Source organism: Paenibacillus sp. Cedars (assembly GCF_003184205.1).
Taxonomy (GTDB): domain Bacteria; phylum Bacillota; class Bacilli; order Paenibacillales; family Paenibacillaceae; genus Paenibacillus_AQ; species Paenibacillus_AQ glucanolyticus.
The window spans coordinates 1162470-1181389 of record NZ_CP020866.1 but is presented as its reverse complement, the minus strand read 5'-3'; the positions used below and the strand labels follow the sequence as shown (position 1 = coordinate 1181389).

The following is an 18920-nucleotide window of genomic DNA, read 5'->3' as shown; positions in this document are numbered from 1 at the left end:
GTATCCTACCAAGCTCAATCTGTGAAGAAGCATGTTTGCTCGAGAACATCAATAAGCCGCCTTGATGAACCAGGGCAGCAAATTTTCTTCTTCATATTCATGCGACGAGCAGTTGAGGACATTCTCACCCTTCAGGATGATAATGACGTGTGAATTTTTTTACCCGGAACCTATCACGGAACCCTCCGTTCCATGATATAGTATTAACGCGAATGTCATGTAAATTTTTCCTTAATCATGGAGGGGTTGAATGGAATACATACGGGATTACGCCATGTACGCATCGATCTTCGGTATGTTCAGCATGAGCTGGTTTGGTTGGGCACAGGAAAATCCGCGGGCAAGCTGGCGCAAATACCTGGGCATCGCCTCGGGTGCTGCGCTCCTGGTGTGTTTGCTGGGGGTTTATTTAAGTATAACAAACTGGGATGCACCTTCTGCGCTAACGGATCAAACGAACTTCAAGAATTATCTCATCTCCGTTTATGTTGAATTTTTCCTGGCAGGGCTTGGAGCTTTTGTCCTCATCCGAAAAAAACGCAAAGATTATGTAGCGCCATGGATCGCCTTCATTGTCGGCATTCATTTCATCGGGCTTTCCCGTGTATTTGACGATCCAAGTCTTTACGTTCTGGCAGCTCTACTGGTGGCCGTTTCGATTATTTCCCTGTTTGTGTCCCCTAAACTGCGGGTAGCAAACAGCGCAATCACAGGGATAGGTTCCGGGGTGGTATTATTCGCTTTTGCTGTACTGGGTCTGGTCCGATTCTTTCTGACGTGAATCGTCTGCATGTCCCCTTGAGGGGCTTGCAGACAGCACGTCTTTTTCTTCAGTGGAACCCTATCGGCCGATCGGCTGCACTACACCATCCTTCCGTTCATCACCACCGGTTCCCCAGTTCTCGCTTCACTTCCTCCACAATCGTCTGAACCCCTGCCTCAATCTGCGCCTGGCTCACTCTGGAAATACTGATGCGTATGAATTTGTCGCGCTCCAGATACTGGGACAGATAGAACGGCTTGCCTGATACCACTAAGATGCTCCGCTCCTCCAGCCGCTTGATCAAACGCTCCAAATTTACGTTATGCGGCAGCTTGAATATTTTATATATTCCACCGTTGCCGGGTACGACTTCAATAAGTCCAGTTCCTCCATATAACTGCACAGCGGAATCCAAAGCCACCATTCGGGTCTCATACTGCCTGTAGATTTTCTGTTTATGCCGTTCATACATGCCGTTGCTGATATAAATTTCGAGCGCAGCTTGGGACAGCAGTGAAGCATCCCCGTATTTTTTATAGGCGTAAAATTCCTCCAGCAGGCTTTCCGGCAGAACAACTGCCCCGAGACGCAAACCTGGAAAGATAATCTTCGAAAAGCTTTTCAAATAGATGATGTGTGAAGTTTGGTTATAAGCATAAACCGGATCGAATCCTCGCTCATCCCCCAGATCGGCCATGTAATCATCTTCCACCACAAATACATCATATTGACTCGCCAATGCGGCGATCGCTTTCCGCTCCTCGACTCGAAGCGAGGTTCCAAGCGGGTTGTGGTATCTTGGCATCGTATAAAAAAACTTAATATGTCCGGTCTTGAACTTCTCCTCCAACAACCCGATATCGATCCCCGCTGTAGAACGAGGAATGCCCACAACCGGAACATTCTCCGACTCCAGAAAATGCAAAAAGTTATTGTAGCTGGGCTGCTCCACCAGAATCACCGATTTTCCGTTAGGAAACGGCATCTTCGCCAGTATTTCCATCGCCTGCTGGGCACCGGACGTCACCATAATCCGCTCTGGGCGGGTAAACACCTGGCTGTCTGCAAAATGGGAAACCAGCGTATGGCGGAGTTTATCCATTCCTTTCCCGTCACCATACGTGAAGAGATGGTATTTGTAGGTATCGATGGCCTTGTTCAAACAGTGCTGAAAGTCCAGATAAGGGAACACGTTCACGTCGGGAGAAGCCGAGGCAAAATCAATCAGGCTTTCGTCCCTGTTATCGGGATCGCTCTCCTTCTGAACTACATAATAGCCGCTTTGCGAAACCGAATATATGGCATGCCGCTCCTCCAGCTCAGCATAGGCGCGAATGACCGTGCTGATGCTGCATCCGTATTGTTGTGCAGCGCTTCGGACGGAGGGCAGCTTCTGACCGGGACGGTATCGTCCTTCCTGAATCTTCGATTCCATATCAACCAGAATGGACATGTATTTTTTCATCCGCTGCGCCCCCTCTTATGCTTAGATTATAACCCACCACCCTGACGGTACCCAGGGCTTGGTTAAGTTTTGAGTTGAATGATCGCCGTATCCGTTTACTCCCTCTCCCATCATTTCAGCGTTATTTCATGTTAAAAAAACACAACAAAAGACTAAAAGGAGCAAAGATCTAAAATTTTTAGGTATAATACCTAATTTTATTAGGTTTAATGCGAGATGGACGTTTGATAGAATGAAAAATATAACGCTTACAAACGCAATAAACCAAGGAGGATATATCATGAGCAAACCGGCACAACCTAATGAACCCATCGTAACCCACATCTACACCGCAGACCCTTCTGCCCACGTATTTGAGGGTAAGATTTATATTTATCCATCCCATGACCTTGATCATGAGAACACGTCCAATGATAATGGCGATCAGTACGATATGGAAGACTACCACGTTTTATCGATGGAAGATGTGAACGCTCCGTGCGTTGACCATGGTCAAGCCCTGCATGTAAAGGATGTTCCGTGGGCCAAGAAACAGATGTGGGCACCGGATGCTGCTTATAAAAACGACACCTATTACTTGTACTTCCCTGCCCGAGATCATAACGACATATTCCGTCTTGGCGTAGCTACCAGTTCGTCCCCTTCCGGACCTTTCACGCCGGAGCCCGACTACATTCCTGGCAGTTACAGCATTGACCCTGCCGTATTCGTGGATGACGATAACCGGGCGTACATTTATTTCGGCGGCCTCTGGGGTGGACAGCTGGAGCAATGGCAGACCGGCTCCCACATTCCGGATGGGGAGGGACCTGCCGCAGATGCACCTGCCATCGGACCGCGGGTTGCCGAACTGAGTGACGACATGCTCACGTTCAAGGATACACCGCAAGAAATATCCATCATTGATGAGAGTGGCAGTCCGATAACTGCCGGAGATGAAGAGAGAAGATATTTTGAAGGTCCGTGGGTTCATAAATACAACGGCACCTACTACCTCTCTTACTCCACCGGTTCGACACACCAAATCGTGTATGGCACCAGCCAGAGCCCGACAGGTCCATTTGAATTCAAGGGGACGATTCTCACGCCGGTTATCGGCTGGACAACCCACCACTCCATCGTGCAGTTCCAGGATAAATGGTATCTCTTCTATCATGACAGCTCCCTCTCTGGAGGAGCGGATAACAAACGCAGCGTGAAATTCACCGAGTTGAAATACAATGCGGATGGCACCATTCAGACGATTGACCCTTACAGTAAATAAAGTAATCAGACCAGCTGGGTTCCATGGCATATGGAGCTCAGCTTTTTCATGTTTATCCATGCATTTCTACCGCTGTTTAGTGATACCATTATAGTCGGTATTATTTGTTCGAGATTTTGAGGTAGCGGAGCTAGAAATATCATAAGAAAGAAGGAATGCGTGAATGGCAAAACAGCTTGTCCAACGATACATGATCCTGATTGCAGGTCTTTTATTGATGGGGGTCGGCACTGCTCTCGTAACCAAAGCCAATATCGGTACATCCCCTATCGCTAGTGTTCCCTATGTGCTTAGTTTAAAGTTCCCCATCTCCATGGGAGTGATGACTATAGGAATCTGTGTGCTATTTGTGGTGCTTCAGGCCCTTCTGCTCGGCAAGCAGTTTCCCAAGATTCAATATCTTCAAGTGTTGGTCGGGGTGCTGTTCGGCCTTTTTCTTGATTTGGGAGCGTATATGGTAAGTTCGATTAACTTTACGATGTATTTCATGAACATGCTGGCTTTGCTGACTGGCTGCATCATCCTGGCGGTGGGCATCTATCTTCAAATTATCGCCAATGCCATTCTGAACCCGGGTGAAGGCATCGTGAAGGTCATTTCCGAGAAGCTTGGTGCCGAATTCGGCAATATCAAAATCCTATTTGACTGGACACTGGTATCCATCGGGATTGTCATATCACTGTTTGCGTTCGGTTCGATTGAAGGCGTACGCGAGGGTACGGTCATTTCGGCTTTTCTGGTCGGTTATTTCATCAAGCTGCTGCGCGGGATCGCATTTCGTTTGAGCAGCAAAAGAACTGCCAAAGCAGTCATTGAGCAAGGCCAATAATTCTGGGGCACGTCCAATCGGGTTATGGTCATAACTTATAAGAGTATATGGTTAATTGGCTTCATTTTGATTATAATGGGCTGGAAGAGACGAAGAACGTCCTGATTCACTCCTTTTCCTGGAGTATGTCAGGGCGTTCTTTTTTATTTTGATAGGCTGCGCGGCCATTTCCGCGATTTGCATCCGCAGTTCGAGGTGCTGGACTGGCGGGGAGTATCTTATTTCTGCAACTTCGCCTTCATCACGTCACACTTGAAACTCATCATAGAGATTAAAGGGCTGGATACTTATGCAAGCGGCATGGACAGGCAAACCTTTTGCAACGAGTTAAATCGGGAAACGTTTTTATCAGCTATGGGTTATCAGGTTATTTCTTTTGCTTACGATGATGTGGCTAACCGTCCCGAGATCTGGTTATCATGCCGCTACTTCCTCTGTGGGTGTGTCCACGGTTACGGAGCGTGAAATTATCCGTTTTGGGTGCATGCTTGCCCGTCCGCTTCGCCCGATTGATGTCAAGACACATCTGCGCTTAAACCATCGAACGGCTCTAACGCTTTCTTCATTCCCTCTGCGATAAGGGGTTGCTTTTGCCCGTCACCGGATCGCAAGGCAAACATGTAGTGAAATACGAGCTGCATCCTCATGCGGCACAGTGTCTATAACTGAAGGCTTGATCTTCACATCTTCTGTGGCGATCGGCAGCATGCTAACTGCTGATCGCCCGGGTTTTATGGATGAAATGTTCCTCCGCTATCTGCTCGTAGATAAATACAGCCAAAGCCTTTCGCGTTAATTGATAGTCCAGTGTTACCACGCAAGAGCCATACCGGGTGATAGCGAACCGACACCGACACCGACACCGACACCGACACGACAGCTGCGGTATGACCTTCTTATAATCTGAAAAAGTCTGCTGTCAACCCGCATCAGTACGGGTCTCAGCAGACTTCTTAAGTTGCTTCCTTATTGGAAAACCTTCTCAAATACAGGGAAACTTGCAACCCTGCCAGGGAAGTTCACTTCACCTCGCAGATCATAACCCAAACCTTGATACAACTTGAGCGCTGACGCATTCTTGGAGTAAGTATCCAGCCGGAGGCTGCTATAACCTCCGCGTATGCCGTATTCTTCGGAGAAGGCAACAAGCTTGCGTGCAATGCCCTTCCCCTGCGCTTTCGGATCGACGGCAAAGCGGTGCATCATTAAATGCGGACCCTCTGCCTGCTTCCAGTTAATCGTCTGATACTGCTCGTCCTGTGTTTCATCAAGGACAACAATCCCTAAGATACGGCCTTCACCCTCAGCTACAAACAGCGTTCCGTTCCGCAAATCCTTCCCGATCACATCCCGGTTCGGATAGAACTCATCCCATTGATCGCTGCCTCCAGCCTGCATCACCTGAACGCAGCGGGCAATCAAACCCATGATTTCTTGAATATCCTCACTGCGTCCTGTCCGAATTTCAATATTCATCGCTGCACCTACTATTGTTTTTAGATCAGTTTACTATGATTGGACGGCTGCAACAACACCGGTAGCTGAAACTAGCCTTCGCTTGGAGCACTGTAGTTGAAACTCACCTCACTTAGAGCACCATAGTTGAAACTCTTCTTGCTTAGAGCACCCTAGCTAAAACCTTTCTCGCTCGGAAGACCGATACTGAAACTTTCCTTGCTTGAGCTCCGTAGCTGAAACTCAACTCGGTTGGTATCCGCAGCTAAAACTCTTCTTGCTTAGAGCAACGTTACTGAAACTCAACTCGCAATGGAACACCAATTCCATCAACTCTGCCGTCTGCTTCATCACTCTTTATGGATAACTTAAACTGAACCTCCTTTGGTAATCCGCACTTAAGGCACATGCAATTTATCTTGAGATTTGCGTTTGGCTTCATTGTGACGCCAAGTGTTTTTGATGCTCATGTGTATGACACGTACAGTTTGTCTTCGGAATAGTAGATTTCTCATAAAAATTAACCTCTCGCCCGTTCATCGTCCACAGTAAAGGAAAGGCATCATGCACTAACGTAAACCAAGTACCTATAAGATCGCAAAAACATGCTTGCTGATATCTAACTTTCAAGATACACTTGTCTAGTAGATAAATTCGGTCGTGAAGTACACGCCGCTTCGATACGTTGTATCGGGGCGGCTTTTTGCATTTACCTTTTAACAGAGGAGAGAATCCGCGTGTCAAGATTTGTTCAAAAATATGAAGAGTGGATGCAGCTCAATATTGAGCAGGAGGAAAACCCCAGGCGGCGCGAATTGCTTGAGAAGGGACTAGGTCACGGCACCGTCGAATTTTTACGCACCATTTGGTTCCCAACGATACAGCATTTTGACCACCTGTATCCCGAGTGGGAAGTACGCGATTTCAACAATGGATTTCGTTACGTGGATTTGGCTTATATGCCTGGCGGTGTCAAAGGAGGAATTGAGATTCAAGGCTACGGCCCTCACGCCAGAGATCTTGATGTAAGACGATTCAAGGATTTATGCTGGCGGCATTGCTTATTAGCGCTGGATGATTGGATATTCCTCCCCATCCCTTACCTATCGATTCAAGATGAGCCTCGACGATGCCAGCAGCTTGTTCTATCCTTCATCGGCAAATTCACTTCTCTTGATACTCCGCATGCATTAACTTCTTTTGAAGCCGAGACGGTACGTTTTGCCAGGCGGCTGCTGAGACCATTCACGCCTTTAGAGTTGGCGGATCATCTGCGCATTACAGACAGGCATGCCCGTCGAATTCTGCATAAACTCGTGGATTTGGAGATCATGTACGTGTCTAGCGGTAATATGAGGTACCGTAGGTATCGTTTACGGACCGAGTAGGCGTTACTTACGGAGTCAGTAGACTTTATTAGGGGAACATTGCATTTCGAGATGGATAACGGACCGAGTAGGCGTTATTCGAGGTAAATTTGCAATTTACAATGGGTAACGGACTCAGGCGTCGTTATTCAAGGAAAAGGACAGCTCCAATGCCCTCAATAGTCAATATAGCGCTTCTGCTGTCCGTTACATTAGAATTGCGGCCTTTTCAGCAGGAATAACGGCTGTGATGTCCGTTAGATCTGGTTTGGTTTAGAACTCTCTTTTAGACTCAGCGGAGCTTCTGCAATGTTGACGGAGCTTCTGCAATATACGGAAAGACATGCCAGTCAAACCCTCGTAAACTCGTGGATTTGGAGATCATATCTGTGTCCAGCGGTAATATGAGATATCGTAGGTATTGCTTACGGACCGAGTAGGCGTTACTTACGGAGTCAGTAGATTGTATTAGGGGGAACATTGAATTTCGAGATGGATAACGGACCGAGTAGGCGTTATTCGAGGCAAATTTGCAATTTACAATGGGTAACGGACTCAGGCGTCGTTATTCAAGGAAAAGGACAGCTCCAATGCCCTCAATAGTCAATATAGCGCTTCTGCTGTCCGTTACATTAGAATTGCGGCCTTTTCAGCAGGAATAACGGCTGTGATGTCCGTTAGATCTGGTTTGGTTTAGAACTCTCTTTTAGACTCAGCGGAGCTTCTGCAATGTTGACGGTGCTTCTGCAATGTTGACGGAGCTTCTGCAATATACGGAAAGACATGCCAGTCAAACCCTCGTAAACTCGTGGATTTGGAGATCATATCTGTGTCCAGCGGTAATATGAGATATCGTAGGTATCGCTTACGGACCGAGTAGGCGTTACTTACGGAGTCAGTAGATTTATTAGGGGGAAAAATCGAATTTCGAGATGGATAACGGACCGAGTAAGCGTTATTCGAGGCAAATTTGCAATTTACAATGGGTAACGGACTCAGGCGTCGTTATTCAAGGAAAAGGGTTGCTCCAATGCCCTCAATAGTCAATATAGCGCTTCTGCTATCCGTTACATTAGAATTGCGGCCTTTTCAGCAGGAATAACGGCTGTGATGTCCGTTAGATCTGGTTTGGTTTAGAACTCTCTTTTAGACTCAGCGGAGCTTCTGCAATGTTGACGGAGCTTCTGCAGTGTTGACGGAGCTTCTGCAATATACGGAAAGACATGCCAGTCAAACCCTCGTAAACTCGTGGATTTGGAGATCATGTAGGTACCCGTCGGAAGCTAGAGATATCGTAGGTATCGCTTACGGACCGAGTAGGCGTTACTTACGGAGTCAGTAGATTTTATTAGGGGAACATTGCATTTCGAGATGGATAACGGACCGAGTAAGCGTTATTCGAGGCAAATTTGCAATTTGCAATGGGTAACGGACTCAGGCGTCGTTATTCAAGGAAAAGGACAGCTCCAATGCCCTCAATAGTCAATATAGCGCTTCTGCTGTCCGTTACATTAGAATTGCGGCCTTTTCAGCAGGAATAACGGCTGTGATGTCCGTTAGATCTGGTTTGGTTTAGAACTCTCTTTTAGACTCAGCGGAGCTTCTGCAATGTTGACGGTGCTTCTGCAATATACGGAAAGACATGCCAGTCAAACCCTCGTAAACTCGTGGATTTGGAGATCATGTCTGTACCCGTCTGAAGCTAGAGATATCGTAGGTATCGCTTACGGACCGAGTAGGCGTTACTTACGGAGTCAGTAGATTTTATTAGGGGGAAAAATCGAATTTCGAGATGGATAACGGACCGAGTAGGCGTTATTCGAGGCAAATTTGCAATTTACAATGGGTAACGGACTCAGGCGTCGTTATTCAAGGAAAAGGGTTGCTCCAATGCCCTCAATAGTCAATATAGCGCTTATGGTGTCCGTTACATTTGAATTACAGCCTTTTTAACAGGAATAACGGCTGTGCTGTCCGTTAGATCTGGTTTGGTCTCGTTCAGAACACCCCACGGTGCCTTGTTGATCTCGTTCTGAGCATTCCATGGTACCTCACTTCTTCTCAGAACACCCCATGTTACCTTGGCTATGTCGATATGCGTAACGCCAGCACGAGACGCGCTAAGCCCTCACTCCAGCGCATGCGCAAAACCTGATCGCCACGTTGGATAGAGCGGCTCCCAGCCGTACTCCTTCCGAGCTTTGGCATTCGAAGCACCGCGTTCGCCACGGTGGCTCCCCGCTTGATATTCAGGAGTAGGTGCTTGCAGCGCATCCGCATACACCGGCAGCCACAACGTTCCAGCCGCAGGCTCGTCATCAACAATGTTTACCGGACCTATCGGCCAATCCAGTGCCAGCAGGGCAGCATTCGCCGCATCCTCAACATGAAGAAATGACGTAACCCCGTCCGTTGACGGGAGCGCTCGATGCACTACCTTTTCCGCCACACTCCCCTTGGCATCGTACCATGTGTTAGGGCCATACAGCATGCCATACCGTAGAATGACGTGATTTGGCAGTTGTGCGACAGCATGTTCCAACGAAACGATGCCGTCGATCGTAGTCTTGCGCGGCGCAGGTGCATGAATGTCCAGGGATACCTCTTCGGTGGCGGGGTAATCCCCGGGCTCATAGGCCCACGAAATGCTTTGAGCAATCATTCGCTTAACGCCTGCAGCCTGAGCAGCTTCCACCAAATGGCGTGTTCCCTCCATGCGAATCCTCGCATTATCCTCGAGGTTCCATTCGCTTAATGAAGTGAGCTGATGAATGACCACATCCGGGCGTATGTCCTCGATTACAGCTATCATCCCTTCCCGATCAAAGGCATCTGCGACAACGCCCCTGGCTCCCCAGGATTCAATGAACTTCTTACGCTGAGGGTTGTGTGTCATTCCTACAACCTCGTGACCTGCCTGAACGAGCTTGGGAAGCAGTAATTGCCCAATGACTCCTGTGGAGCCGGCTACAAATATGTTCAACTTAACGACCTCCAATCGAATACAAATAGGAATGAACCCAACGTTGTCAGACCGAACTTCAGTGTAGGGGTAGTTTCCATCTTAGCATGATAGGGATAGACCTATTAAGTGCCACTTTCCATGGAACGGACTATACCAATACCAATTCTTTCGATGAAGACGGTTCCCTCAACAATCGAATAGACCGCTTGCGGTATCGCTTTTCACATGAAAAAACACGCCTATTCGGCGTGCTTCAAATATGTAGCATGTAAAATTATTCTGTAAAATCCCTTACAATCATTCTATGCGTTTAAATCCGTTATCGCCGGCACATTAATTTCTTTGACACATGCCGCCTTCGATAAACCGACTACGCACCGGACAAGCGAGACGATATCTTGAACCGGGATTCGGGTGCCCCCGTATTCGGATATGGCCTTCTCCGCCCCATCTTCATAGGGGATCTCGGCTGCAAGCTCGCCCGGATTAATGCACGTAACCGCTATGCCGTCTTTGCGGACATGCTCCCGCAGAGCATGGGTAATGCCGCGCAAACTGAATTTGGACGCCACAAAAGAGACTTGGGCATTGTTCGTATGATCCAAGCCGGCAGTGGAGCCAATCATAATGATTTTGCCTGCTTCGGATTTGCGCAGATTCGGCAGCAGCGCTTGCATGCAGGTTATCGTAGAGGTGATGTTCACATGTATGATGTTAGCAATCTCCGCAGGGTCATCCTCATCAAAATTATAGTGATCCTCGAAACCTTCTTTTTCCCATATCCCAACGTTATATATCAACACATCCAGTTTCTCATGCTGTAAGGAATTTGCCACTTCTTGAACGGCCTTCGGCTGTGAGAGATCGGCTTGGACCCATTTTCGCTGGACCCCATCCTCCATATCCAAACTGCCCGGTCTGCTTCGGGATACCACCCAAACCCGATCTCCCGCTTGGGGAAGGCCTTTGACAAAGGCGTCTCCCAGCCCTTTGCTTGCGCCAAATATAATATAATTCTTCATTCTTAGGTCTCCTTGATAAAATAATGAATTCGGCTGCTCTTGTACCTACCTCATTTCATTATACATGGACTTGTCGCTCAGATCGAAATGGGCGGTCTGCAGCATGTTCCACTTAACCAAAAAACGCACCACTTCATGTGGTGACGTTTTCCGGGTTTAACTTGCCGAGCTACCGCTATAGCCGCGGTCCGGCTAGCTTGATGGCGTCTGGTATGTCACGAAATTTCTCGAAATTTTGAGCAAATAACCTCCCAAGCTCTCTCGCTCCACGGTCATACGCGTCCTTATCTGTCCATACGTTCCTCGGGTCTAGCAGCTCATCCGGGACTCCGGAAATAGCGGCTGGAATCCATACGCCAAACACTGGCTGGGGAATGAACGAGGTGTTCTCGATACTTCCATTTATAATAGCTGTAATCATAGCTCTTGTGTATGACAGGTTCATCCGTTGGCCGATCCCGTACGGACCGCCGCTCCACCCTGTGTTGACGAGATAGACGCGGGTATCGTGCTTCGTGATGTTGTTCCCGAGCATTTCTGCATACACATTCGGCTGAAGGGGGAGGAACGGGGCGCCAAAGCATGCCGAGAACGTGGCTTCAGGCTCCGTGACGCCGCGCTCCGTACCTGCCAGCTTGGAGGTGTATCCCGACAAGAAATGATACATGGCCTGCTCCTTCGTAAGCTTCGATACGGGAGGAAGCACACCGGAGGCATCTGCGGTTAAAAAGATAATGACCTTGGGATGACCGGCCACTCCCGGTATCACCGCCCCTTGGATATAATCAATCGGATACGCCGCCCGCGTATTCTCCGTCAATGCCTTATCGTTGTAATCGGCTTCGCCTGATACAGCATCAATGGACACGTTCTCCAGAACAGAGCCGAATCGAATCGCATTCCAGATCTGGGGCTCATTCGTCTGCGTCAGCCCAATGCATTTGGCATAACATCCGCCTTCAAAATTAAATACGCCTTTGTCGGACCAGCCATGCTCGTCATCTCCGATCAATCTGCGGTTCGGATCAGCGGACAACGTCGTTTTGCCTGTCCCCGATAACCCGAAGAACAAAGCCGTGTCTCCCGCCTCCCCGATATTGGCCGAGCAGTGCATCGGCATGACGCCGCGGAATGGCAGCAGATAGTTCAGCACACTGAAGATGGATTTCTTCATCTCACCTGCATAGTGGGTTCCCCCGATGAGCACCGTCCTTCTTGCGAAGGATATCGCAATGAAGGTCTCGGAATTCGTACCATCCGTAAAGGGATCCGCTTTCAAACCAGGCATCGCCAAAACAGTAAATTCGGGTTCGTGGGACTGTAATTCTGCCGCCGAGGGCCGTATGAATAATTGGCGGACAAACAGGCTCTGCCATGCGTGCTCGTTAACGATTCGAATCGGCAATCGATAATCGGGGTCTGCCCCGGCATATCCGTCAAAAACGAATAACCTGCGATACTCCATGTAATTCATCATCTTCTCATATAGCGAATCGAATTGTTCCGGAGTCAGTGCCTGGTTGACTCCGCCCCAAGCAATATGGTCTTCCGTTTCGCTTTCTCTAACAATAAATTTATCCTTCGGTGAACGTCCAGTATACTTTCCAGTCAAAACTTGCAGAGCGCCTGCGGAGCTAAGCTTCCCCTCTCCTTGAGAAAGAGCTGCCTCCACAAGTTTGACAACCGGCAGGTTTCTTCGAGATGTCTCCACATGCAGGCTGGCCATCCGTGTGTTCATTTTACGATTTGCGTTCACCGTAATTCCTCCCATTTCAGCCTCTTCATATCGTTATTCTTCGTCCATGACAACTCCCGGTACATCCAAACGGCTGTGCAGCTCCCGGCACTCCGGCTGATCGCATACACCATAGAAGGTGGCAATCCGATCCGTATCCACTGTATCGACTTGAGCGTTGCAATGTCTGCATAAGATGACACCCATATTCATTTGTTTAACGGAATCGTTCATGCTTCACTCATCCTCTCTTGTACCAGATGGGTTAAGTCTATAACTCTGCTTGCATATCCCCACTCATTGTCATACCAAGCCATTAATTTAATAAATCCATCAGATGCGCTTACCGTTAAGCCATCTATGACCGCTGACTTGTCGTTTCCTATAAAATCGGCAGATACAAGCGGTTCCACCGTGTAATCCACATATGCCGAAAAAGCACCTCTTGCCGCTTCACGCAGCACGCCCTGTACATCCTCCGTTGTCATCTCTTTTGAGACCCGCAGGGTCAGATCAATGAGGGATACGTCCTGCGTTGGAACTCGGATGGAGGTTCCCTCAACGCAGCCGGACAGATGGGGAAGCACATCGATCAGCGATTTGCCAACACCTGTCGAAGTCGGAACAATGGATTGCGTACAGCCCCTGGCCCTTCGCAAATCCTTGTGGGGATTATCGAGATGCCTCTGGTCCGAGGTGAAGGAATGAATGGTGGTCATCCATCCCCGCTCCACACCGTACGCCTGATCCAAAATAAACAATACGGGAGACAAGCAGTTCGTTGTACAGGATGCCGCCGACAGCAGAGTGTGCTTCCGGGGATGATACTGATGGTCGTTGACCCCCATGACAACCGTCAGATCCATTCGGTCTCCCGGTGCGGAGATGATCACCGTTGATGCGCCTCCCGCCTTATGCTGCTCTGCACTCTCACGGTTGTTGAACTTTCCAGTCGCATCAATGACGATCTCCACGCCAAGGGCTTGCCATGGTATGCGCGATGGATCAGGCTCATATATCACCTGTATGGAATGCCCATTAATGATAAGGGCATCGTCCTTTCCCCATATCGCAGCATCCCACGTCCCATGAATCGAATCGTATTTCAACAAATGGGCGATGGTCTCAATGGGATGCATGCTGTTAATCGCCTTCAGTTGAGTTGAATGCTCAGCCATCAGCCTCCTGATCAATAACCGGCCGATTCTCCCCATTCCGCTTATACCGATTCCCGGATTCATTTCATCCCTCCAATTATGTGCTTTATATATCCTTCTTACGCAATTAATGTACAATATAAATAAATAATGCGCAATATATAATAGCATATTTGTTGTAAAATTATTATTTATGACGTCATATTAAAATAATACAAAAGCCACCCTCTGTATTCACAGAGAGGCGGTTACTGCCTGGTGCCGCCAAATCGCCCCATAGTACACCGTTTGTCCTCAATGAGCACACACAAGATCCGAGCAATCCGCTTTCGTTATACGATTCCATCACCTAACCGGACTTAAGTTAATTTTTTTAATTACATCCGTGATTGTTGGTACAGAAATTGCTTGTTTAATCTTCATAAGTTCAAGTCAAGGTTATCACCAAACTTGCGGAGGGATCATGATCATGATGATAAGAATCGAACAAGACGAATTAGGGGCTGTAGAGGTACCTGCCTATGCTTACTATGGGATTCAAACACTGCGAGCCGCCGAAGTTTATCCGACTGCCGGAACGCCCGTTCACCGAGCGTTTATCGCAGCCATGGCTAATGTTAAAATCGCGGCTGCAAAAGCAAATCTGGAAATCGGTGCGCTGCCTCAACGAATCGGCAACCTCATTGTACAGGCAGCAGAGGAGATATTGAGGGGTAAACATTCGAAGCACTTCATCGCCGATTATTCGCAAAGCGCATCCGGGGATATTCTGAACACCAATATGAATGAAATACTGGCCAACCGCGCCCTGGAATTCCTGCTTGAAGATAAAGGAAACTATAGTGTTGTCAATCCTGAGCTGCACGCGAATTTAGGTCAGACGTCAAACGGGGTCATGTCGGCTTCTCTTCAGATCGCAGCTTATCGGCTCACACAGGATTTAATCAAGTCCTTGCAGGATTTGATAACCGAATTATTGTATAAAAAGGAACCCCTCGACCAGCTCCAAACGCCAGAAATTTCTATGTATCATTCCGGTGCTCCGCTATGGCTCAGCCGCCAATTCGAGGATTATGGCCAGTGCATTCAAAGCGATATGACACGACTGGACAAAGCCGTCTCGCAGATGAATACCATCTGCTTGAATTCGGCAGCCATGGGCAGACAGCCTGATCATCATTCCGGATTTAACGAGAGAGCCACCTCCCATTTACAGGAGCTAACCCAAATCGAGCTGTTTGCTTCCAAGAGCGGAGAACCATCTTATCATGTTGTTGTTGAGCTCTCTTCCGCACTAAAAGGCCTGGCTGTTAACCTGTCCAAGTTATGCAGCGACATTCGCCTCGGTGCTTCGTTGGAGCAGATCGATATCCATCCGGCCAACGGCATCGTACACGAAAAGGCCGTATCCCTAAGCCAATCTGCCTTTCAGGTCATGGGACTCGACCACAGCATCAGCCTCGCAGCCGAAATCGGCATGCCGGATCGAAACGCTATCCCGCCCATTATCATCTACAATGTGATGGAGTCCTTGAGCTTGCTTATCAACGGAATCCAATCCTTCACGCTGGGTGCCAGGGGAAGCTCGAATTCTTCCAGCCCAGTCTTCCGCTAAATATCCCCTGATAGGGGTAACTACAGCGGCAATTGAAATGAAATAGCGGCGCAGGAATACTCCCTGCGCCGCTTTTTTTAAAAGATGAATCATAGCGCAGTGTTCAACAGAGACTAGAACCACGGAAGAAAATCGTGCTCCATTGCCCAGCATCCCTTTCGGGAGCCCCTTCAGTTCTGTTCCAAAGGCTCGGGGCCAACATGCTAAACACCCTTTATCATCTCCGCCTCCGATAGGTTGAGGACAAGATTTTCAATTCTTCACGGTACTTGGTCACCGTTCTGCGCGATAACTGTATTCCTTCTGCAAATAATAGCTCAACGATGGTCTGATCGGAGTGCGGCTTACTCTTGTTCTCGGCATCGACAAGTTCCCTGATCCTCAGCTTTACACTGCGCGAGGATGCCCCGCTTCCGTCCGCTGTGGCTATGCTTGGTGCGAAAAAAAATTTCAAAGGAAACACACCTTGCGGAGTAAGCACGAACTTGTCGTGAATTGCCCGGCTGACTGTGGATTCATGCATATCCAACATGCTGGAGATGGTAAGCAAATTCATCGGCCGAAGACCTCTCACACCTCTCGCCAGAAATTCCTGTTGTTCCTCCATCATCGCCGTTACTACCCTCATCAGGGTCAGCTTCCGCATCTCGATACAGCGTTCAATCCAACGCGCCGAATTAAAGCAATGATTTAAATAGGAGTCCGCTTCGGCCGTTTGCCTGATTTTGATCCACTCCCGGTATTCCTTATTCACGAAAAGCCTGGGGTGGGCATACGGGTGCATTGCAACCGTCCAACCATCCCCTACACAGCGGACTACAGCATCAGGAACAATATAATGTCGTTCTGGAATGCTCATCGATAACCCCGGACGCGGATTCAGGCTGCGGATATACTGTGATGCCCTGCTCACCTGCTCCTTGCTGATTCGTAAAGAAAAGCCGATCTGATCGAAACTTCCATCGGCCAGCTGCGGTAAATACCCATCCACGATTTCTTCCGCATACGGAACAGGTTCCGGGTCCCGCGCGATTTGCAGCAGCAGGCATTCCTGCAAACTCCTGGAGCCTATTCCTGCTGGCTCCAGAGATTGCAGCTGATGAAGCGCTGCCTCCAGAAGATCATCAGAAACCTTCAACACTCCTCCGAGGTCTGACAACTCCGCATCCAGATACCCGTCATCATTAAGATTCCCCGCCAAAAAGGCAGCAACCCGGTACACATCGGTTGGAAGGGAGAGGAGACGGAGCTGATTCTGCAGCCTTGTCTCCATGGATTCTTGCGCCGACTTCACATTCCACAACGGATCTTGATCATACGCAATGCTGCCGCTGCTTGCTCCGCGTTTCTTGCGATATAGATACCCATCACGTCCAGCTTCAATCTCAAGGACCGGGTTCTCCATCGCCTGTTCCTGCAAATATTGCAAAAGCTCATAACCTGACAATGACAAAATATGAATCGACTGCTTCAATTCAGGTGTTACAGTCAGAGTCGTACGTTGATCCTGCACCAATGAATAGTTTAACAACTCATCTCCCCCTTCCTCCAGGGTCAGCTCAAACTGCATCCTACGATCTTTTTCCTCTACTATACTTAATTTGGTTTGCAATGAACATTGAATATTGAAAGTTGAATGTTACAGAAAGTCTCATTAAAACCGGTCGGAAACCAGCTTGCCTTGAGTAAACAGCAGCAGATAATCCCGGCCCCCTGCCTTGGAATCCGTACCCGACATATTGAATCCGCCGAACGGATGAGTTCCAACCAAAGCCCCTGTGCACTTGCGGTTGAAATATAAATTCCCGACGTGGTACTCACGTCTGGCTTTCTCCAGGTTAGCGCCATTGCGCGAGATAACAGCCCCTGTTAAACCATAATCGGTTCCGTTTGCAATTTGTATGGCTTCGTCAAACGACGCCGCTTTTGTGAACGCTACGACTGGTCCAAAGATCTCTTCCTGTGAAATTCGGGCATCCGCAGCCACATCTGCGAAGATGGTAGGCTCGATAAAATAGCCGTTCGAGTCACCCGTACTGCCGCCGAGCACCAAACGCCCTTCCTCCTTGCCAATTTCAATATATTCCAGGATTTTATTATATGCTTTCTCATCTATAACCGGCCCCAGATTGGCATCTGCATGTGCCGGGTTTGTCATCTTCAACTGACTCGCACGCTCCACTACCCGTTCCAGTACCGTGTCGTATACGTCTTCATGGATGATGGCGCGTGAACAAGCAGAGCACTTTTGCCCGGAGAACCCGAATGCGGACATTGTTATCATATCCGCTGCCAGATCCAGATCAGCTTCGGAATCCACAACGATGGCATCTTTGCCGCCCATCTCGGCCACGACCCGCTTGATCCACTTTTGTCCCGGATTAGCCTTGGCAGCTCGTTCATTAATTCGGAGACCGACATCCCGGGAACCAGTAAAGCTGATGAATCTTGTAAGCGGATGGTCGACCAGGTAGTCCCCTACTTCACCGCCGGGACCCGGGAGGTAATTGACAACACCGGGTGGAAGACCCACCTCTTCCAGCAAGGCCATAAATTTCGCTGCAATCACCGGCGTAGTGCTTGCCGGCTTTAGGACAACGGTATTGCCGGTAACGAGAGCTGCTGTAGTCATACCCGCCATAATGGCCAGCGGAAAATTCCAAGGCGGAATGACGACACCAACTCCAAGCGGGATATAATACAGCTCATTCTCTTCCTCGGCACTTGCCGTTAACGGCTGAGGCAGACTAAGCCGCTGCATCTCCCGTGCATAAAATTCCAGGAAATCAATGGCTTCCGCCGTTTCCACATCAGCCTCTACTCTGGTCTTTCCGGCCTCGAAGGTCATGATGGCCGAGAATTCATGCTTGCGCCGACGCAGAATGGCCGCTGCCCGGTACAGATACCTTGCGCGTTCATTCGGATCGGTGCGCTTCCATGTCTCGAATGTCGCTGCCGCGACTTGGATCGCTTGCTCTGCAAGCTGGGCATCCGCTTGCGAGACAATGCCAATCACCTGCGAATGATTGGCCGGATTTATGGAAAGGGCTGTACGGTCCGTTGTAATTCTCTCGCCGCCAATGATGAGCGGGTACTCTTTGCCTAGTTCAGCCTCTGCTTTTTTTAGTGCCTGCTCATATAATTCGTGGTTTCTTTCTTCCTTAAAATTCACAAATGCCTCATTCTTAAACTCGGTTCTCATATCGAACAACCATCCTCTCACCATTTGTTTTAGATATCGCTTTCTCATTCAAAGATTACAAGCAATTATCGTGCCAAGTTC

The 18920-nt window shown here is 48.7% G+C and carries 15 protein-coding genes; 6 read left to right on the top strand and 9 right to left on the bottom strand.

The genetic code is table 11. The features are described from left to right. Window positions 1-250 precede the first annotated feature (250 nt). Window positions 251-781, top strand: a complete 531-nt coding sequence (locus tag B9D94_RS07185) for a hypothetical protein (RefSeq protein ID WP_036643221.1) — start codon at window positions 251-253, stop codon at window positions 779-781. 100 nt (window positions 782-881) lie between these two features. Here the strand turns inward: B9D94_RS07185 and B9D94_RS07180 are convergent, their stop codons facing one another. Continuing rightward, window positions 882-2228 (bottom strand): aminotransferase-like domain-containing protein, encoded by a 1347-nt coding sequence (locus tag B9D94_RS07180; protein WP_148246718.1) that lies wholly within the window; start codon window positions 2226-2228, stop codon window positions 882-884. Window positions 2229-2508: 280 nt separating this feature from the next. Between B9D94_RS07180 and B9D94_RS07175 the strand changes: the two genes are divergently transcribed. The 3 genes from B9D94_RS07175 to B9D94_RS31405 all read left to right on the top strand — a co-directional run bounded on the left by B9D94_RS07175 (window position 2509) and on the right by B9D94_RS31405 (window position 4786). Then, complete coding sequence (locus B9D94_RS07175; protein ID WP_148246717.1) at window positions 2509-3492, top strand: glycoside hydrolase family 43 protein; 984 nt, start codon at window positions 2509-2511, stop codon at window positions 3490-3492. A 163-nt stretch (window positions 3493-3655) separates the two neighbouring features. Beyond that, a complete protein-coding gene (locus B9D94_RS07170; RefSeq protein ID WP_148246716.1) occupies window positions 3656-4321 on the top strand; it encodes a YczE/YyaS/YitT family protein in 666 nt (221 codons plus the stop codon). Between the two features lie 195 nt (window positions 4322-4516). Further along, window positions 4517-4786 carry a DUF559 domain-containing protein gene (locus B9D94_RS31405; protein WP_253806176.1) on the top strand — a complete coding sequence of 90 codons (270 nt, stop codon included), beginning with the start codon at window positions 4517-4519 and terminating at the stop codon, window positions 4784-4786. A 501-nt stretch (window positions 4787-5287) separates the two neighbouring features. Here B9D94_RS31405 and B9D94_RS07160 read toward each other — a convergent pair. Then, the gene (locus B9D94_RS07160) at window positions 5288-5797 is read right to left on the bottom strand and encodes a GNAT family N-acetyltransferase (protein ID WP_148246715.1); all 510 of its coding nucleotides are present in this window, start codon (window positions 5795-5797) and stop codon (window positions 5288-5290) included. A 716-nt stretch (window positions 5798-6513) separates the two neighbouring features. Between B9D94_RS07160 and B9D94_RS07155 the strand changes: the two genes are divergently transcribed. After that, complete coding sequence (locus B9D94_RS07155) at window positions 6514-7164, top strand: transcriptional regulator (protein ID WP_148246714.1); 651 nt, start codon at window positions 6514-6516, stop codon at window positions 7162-7164. Between the two features lie 2107 nt (window positions 7165-9271). On the opposite strand, the gene B9D94_RS07150 is transcribed toward B9D94_RS07155, so the two are convergent. The 5 genes from B9D94_RS07150 to gap form a co-directional block, all read right to left on the bottom strand. Beyond that, window positions 9272-10126, bottom strand: a complete 855-nt coding sequence (locus B9D94_RS07150) for an NAD-dependent epimerase/dehydratase family protein (RefSeq protein WP_148246713.1) — start codon at window positions 10124-10126, stop codon at window positions 9272-9274. A gap of 284 nt (window positions 10127-10410) precedes the next feature. Then, window positions 10411-11130 (bottom strand): SDR family oxidoreductase, encoded by a 720-nt coding sequence (locus B9D94_RS07145; protein WP_006211963.1) that lies wholly within the window; start codon window positions 11128-11130, stop codon window positions 10411-10413. 175 nt (window positions 11131-11305) lie between these two features. Beyond that, window positions 11306-12868 carry a phosphoenolpyruvate carboxykinase (ATP) gene (pckA, locus tag B9D94_RS07140; protein ID WP_076152181.1) on the bottom strand — a complete coding sequence of 521 codons (1563 nt, stop codon included), beginning with the start codon at window positions 12866-12868 and terminating at the stop codon, window positions 11306-11308. Between the two features lie 51 nt (window positions 12869-12919). Next, entirely contained in the window at window positions 12920-13099 is a 180-nt protein-coding gene (locus B9D94_RS07135) for a GapA-binding peptide SR1P (RefSeq protein WP_006211966.1), read from the bottom strand. Continuing rightward, the gene (gap, locus tag B9D94_RS07130) at window positions 13096-14106 is read right to left on the bottom strand and encodes a type I glyceraldehyde-3-phosphate dehydrogenase (RefSeq protein ID WP_148246712.1); all 1011 of its coding nucleotides are present in this window, start codon (window positions 14104-14106) and stop codon (window positions 13096-13098) included. Before gap ends, B9D94_RS07135 begins: the two co-directional genes overlap by 4 nt. 385 nt (window positions 14107-14491) lie before the next feature. Between gap and B9D94_RS07125 the strand changes: the two genes are divergently transcribed. Next, a complete protein-coding gene (locus tag B9D94_RS07125; RefSeq protein ID WP_006211968.1) occupies window positions 14492-15637 on the top strand; it encodes a lyase family protein in 1146 nt (381 codons plus the stop codon). 217 nt (window positions 15638-15854) lie between these two features. On the opposite strand, the gene rpoN is transcribed toward B9D94_RS07125, so the two are convergent. Beyond that, a complete protein-coding gene (gene rpoN / locus B9D94_RS07120; RefSeq protein WP_148246711.1) occupies window positions 15855-17207 on the bottom strand; it encodes an RNA polymerase factor sigma-54 in 1353 nt (450 codons plus the stop codon). Window positions 17208-17291: 84 nt separating this feature from the next. Further along, window positions 17292-18839, bottom strand: coding sequence for an L-glutamate gamma-semialdehyde dehydrogenase (pruA, locus tag B9D94_RS07115; RefSeq protein WP_148246710.1), 1548 nt, complete (start codon window positions 18837-18839; stop codon window positions 17292-17294). Between the last annotated feature and the right edge of the window lie 81 nt (window positions 18840-18920).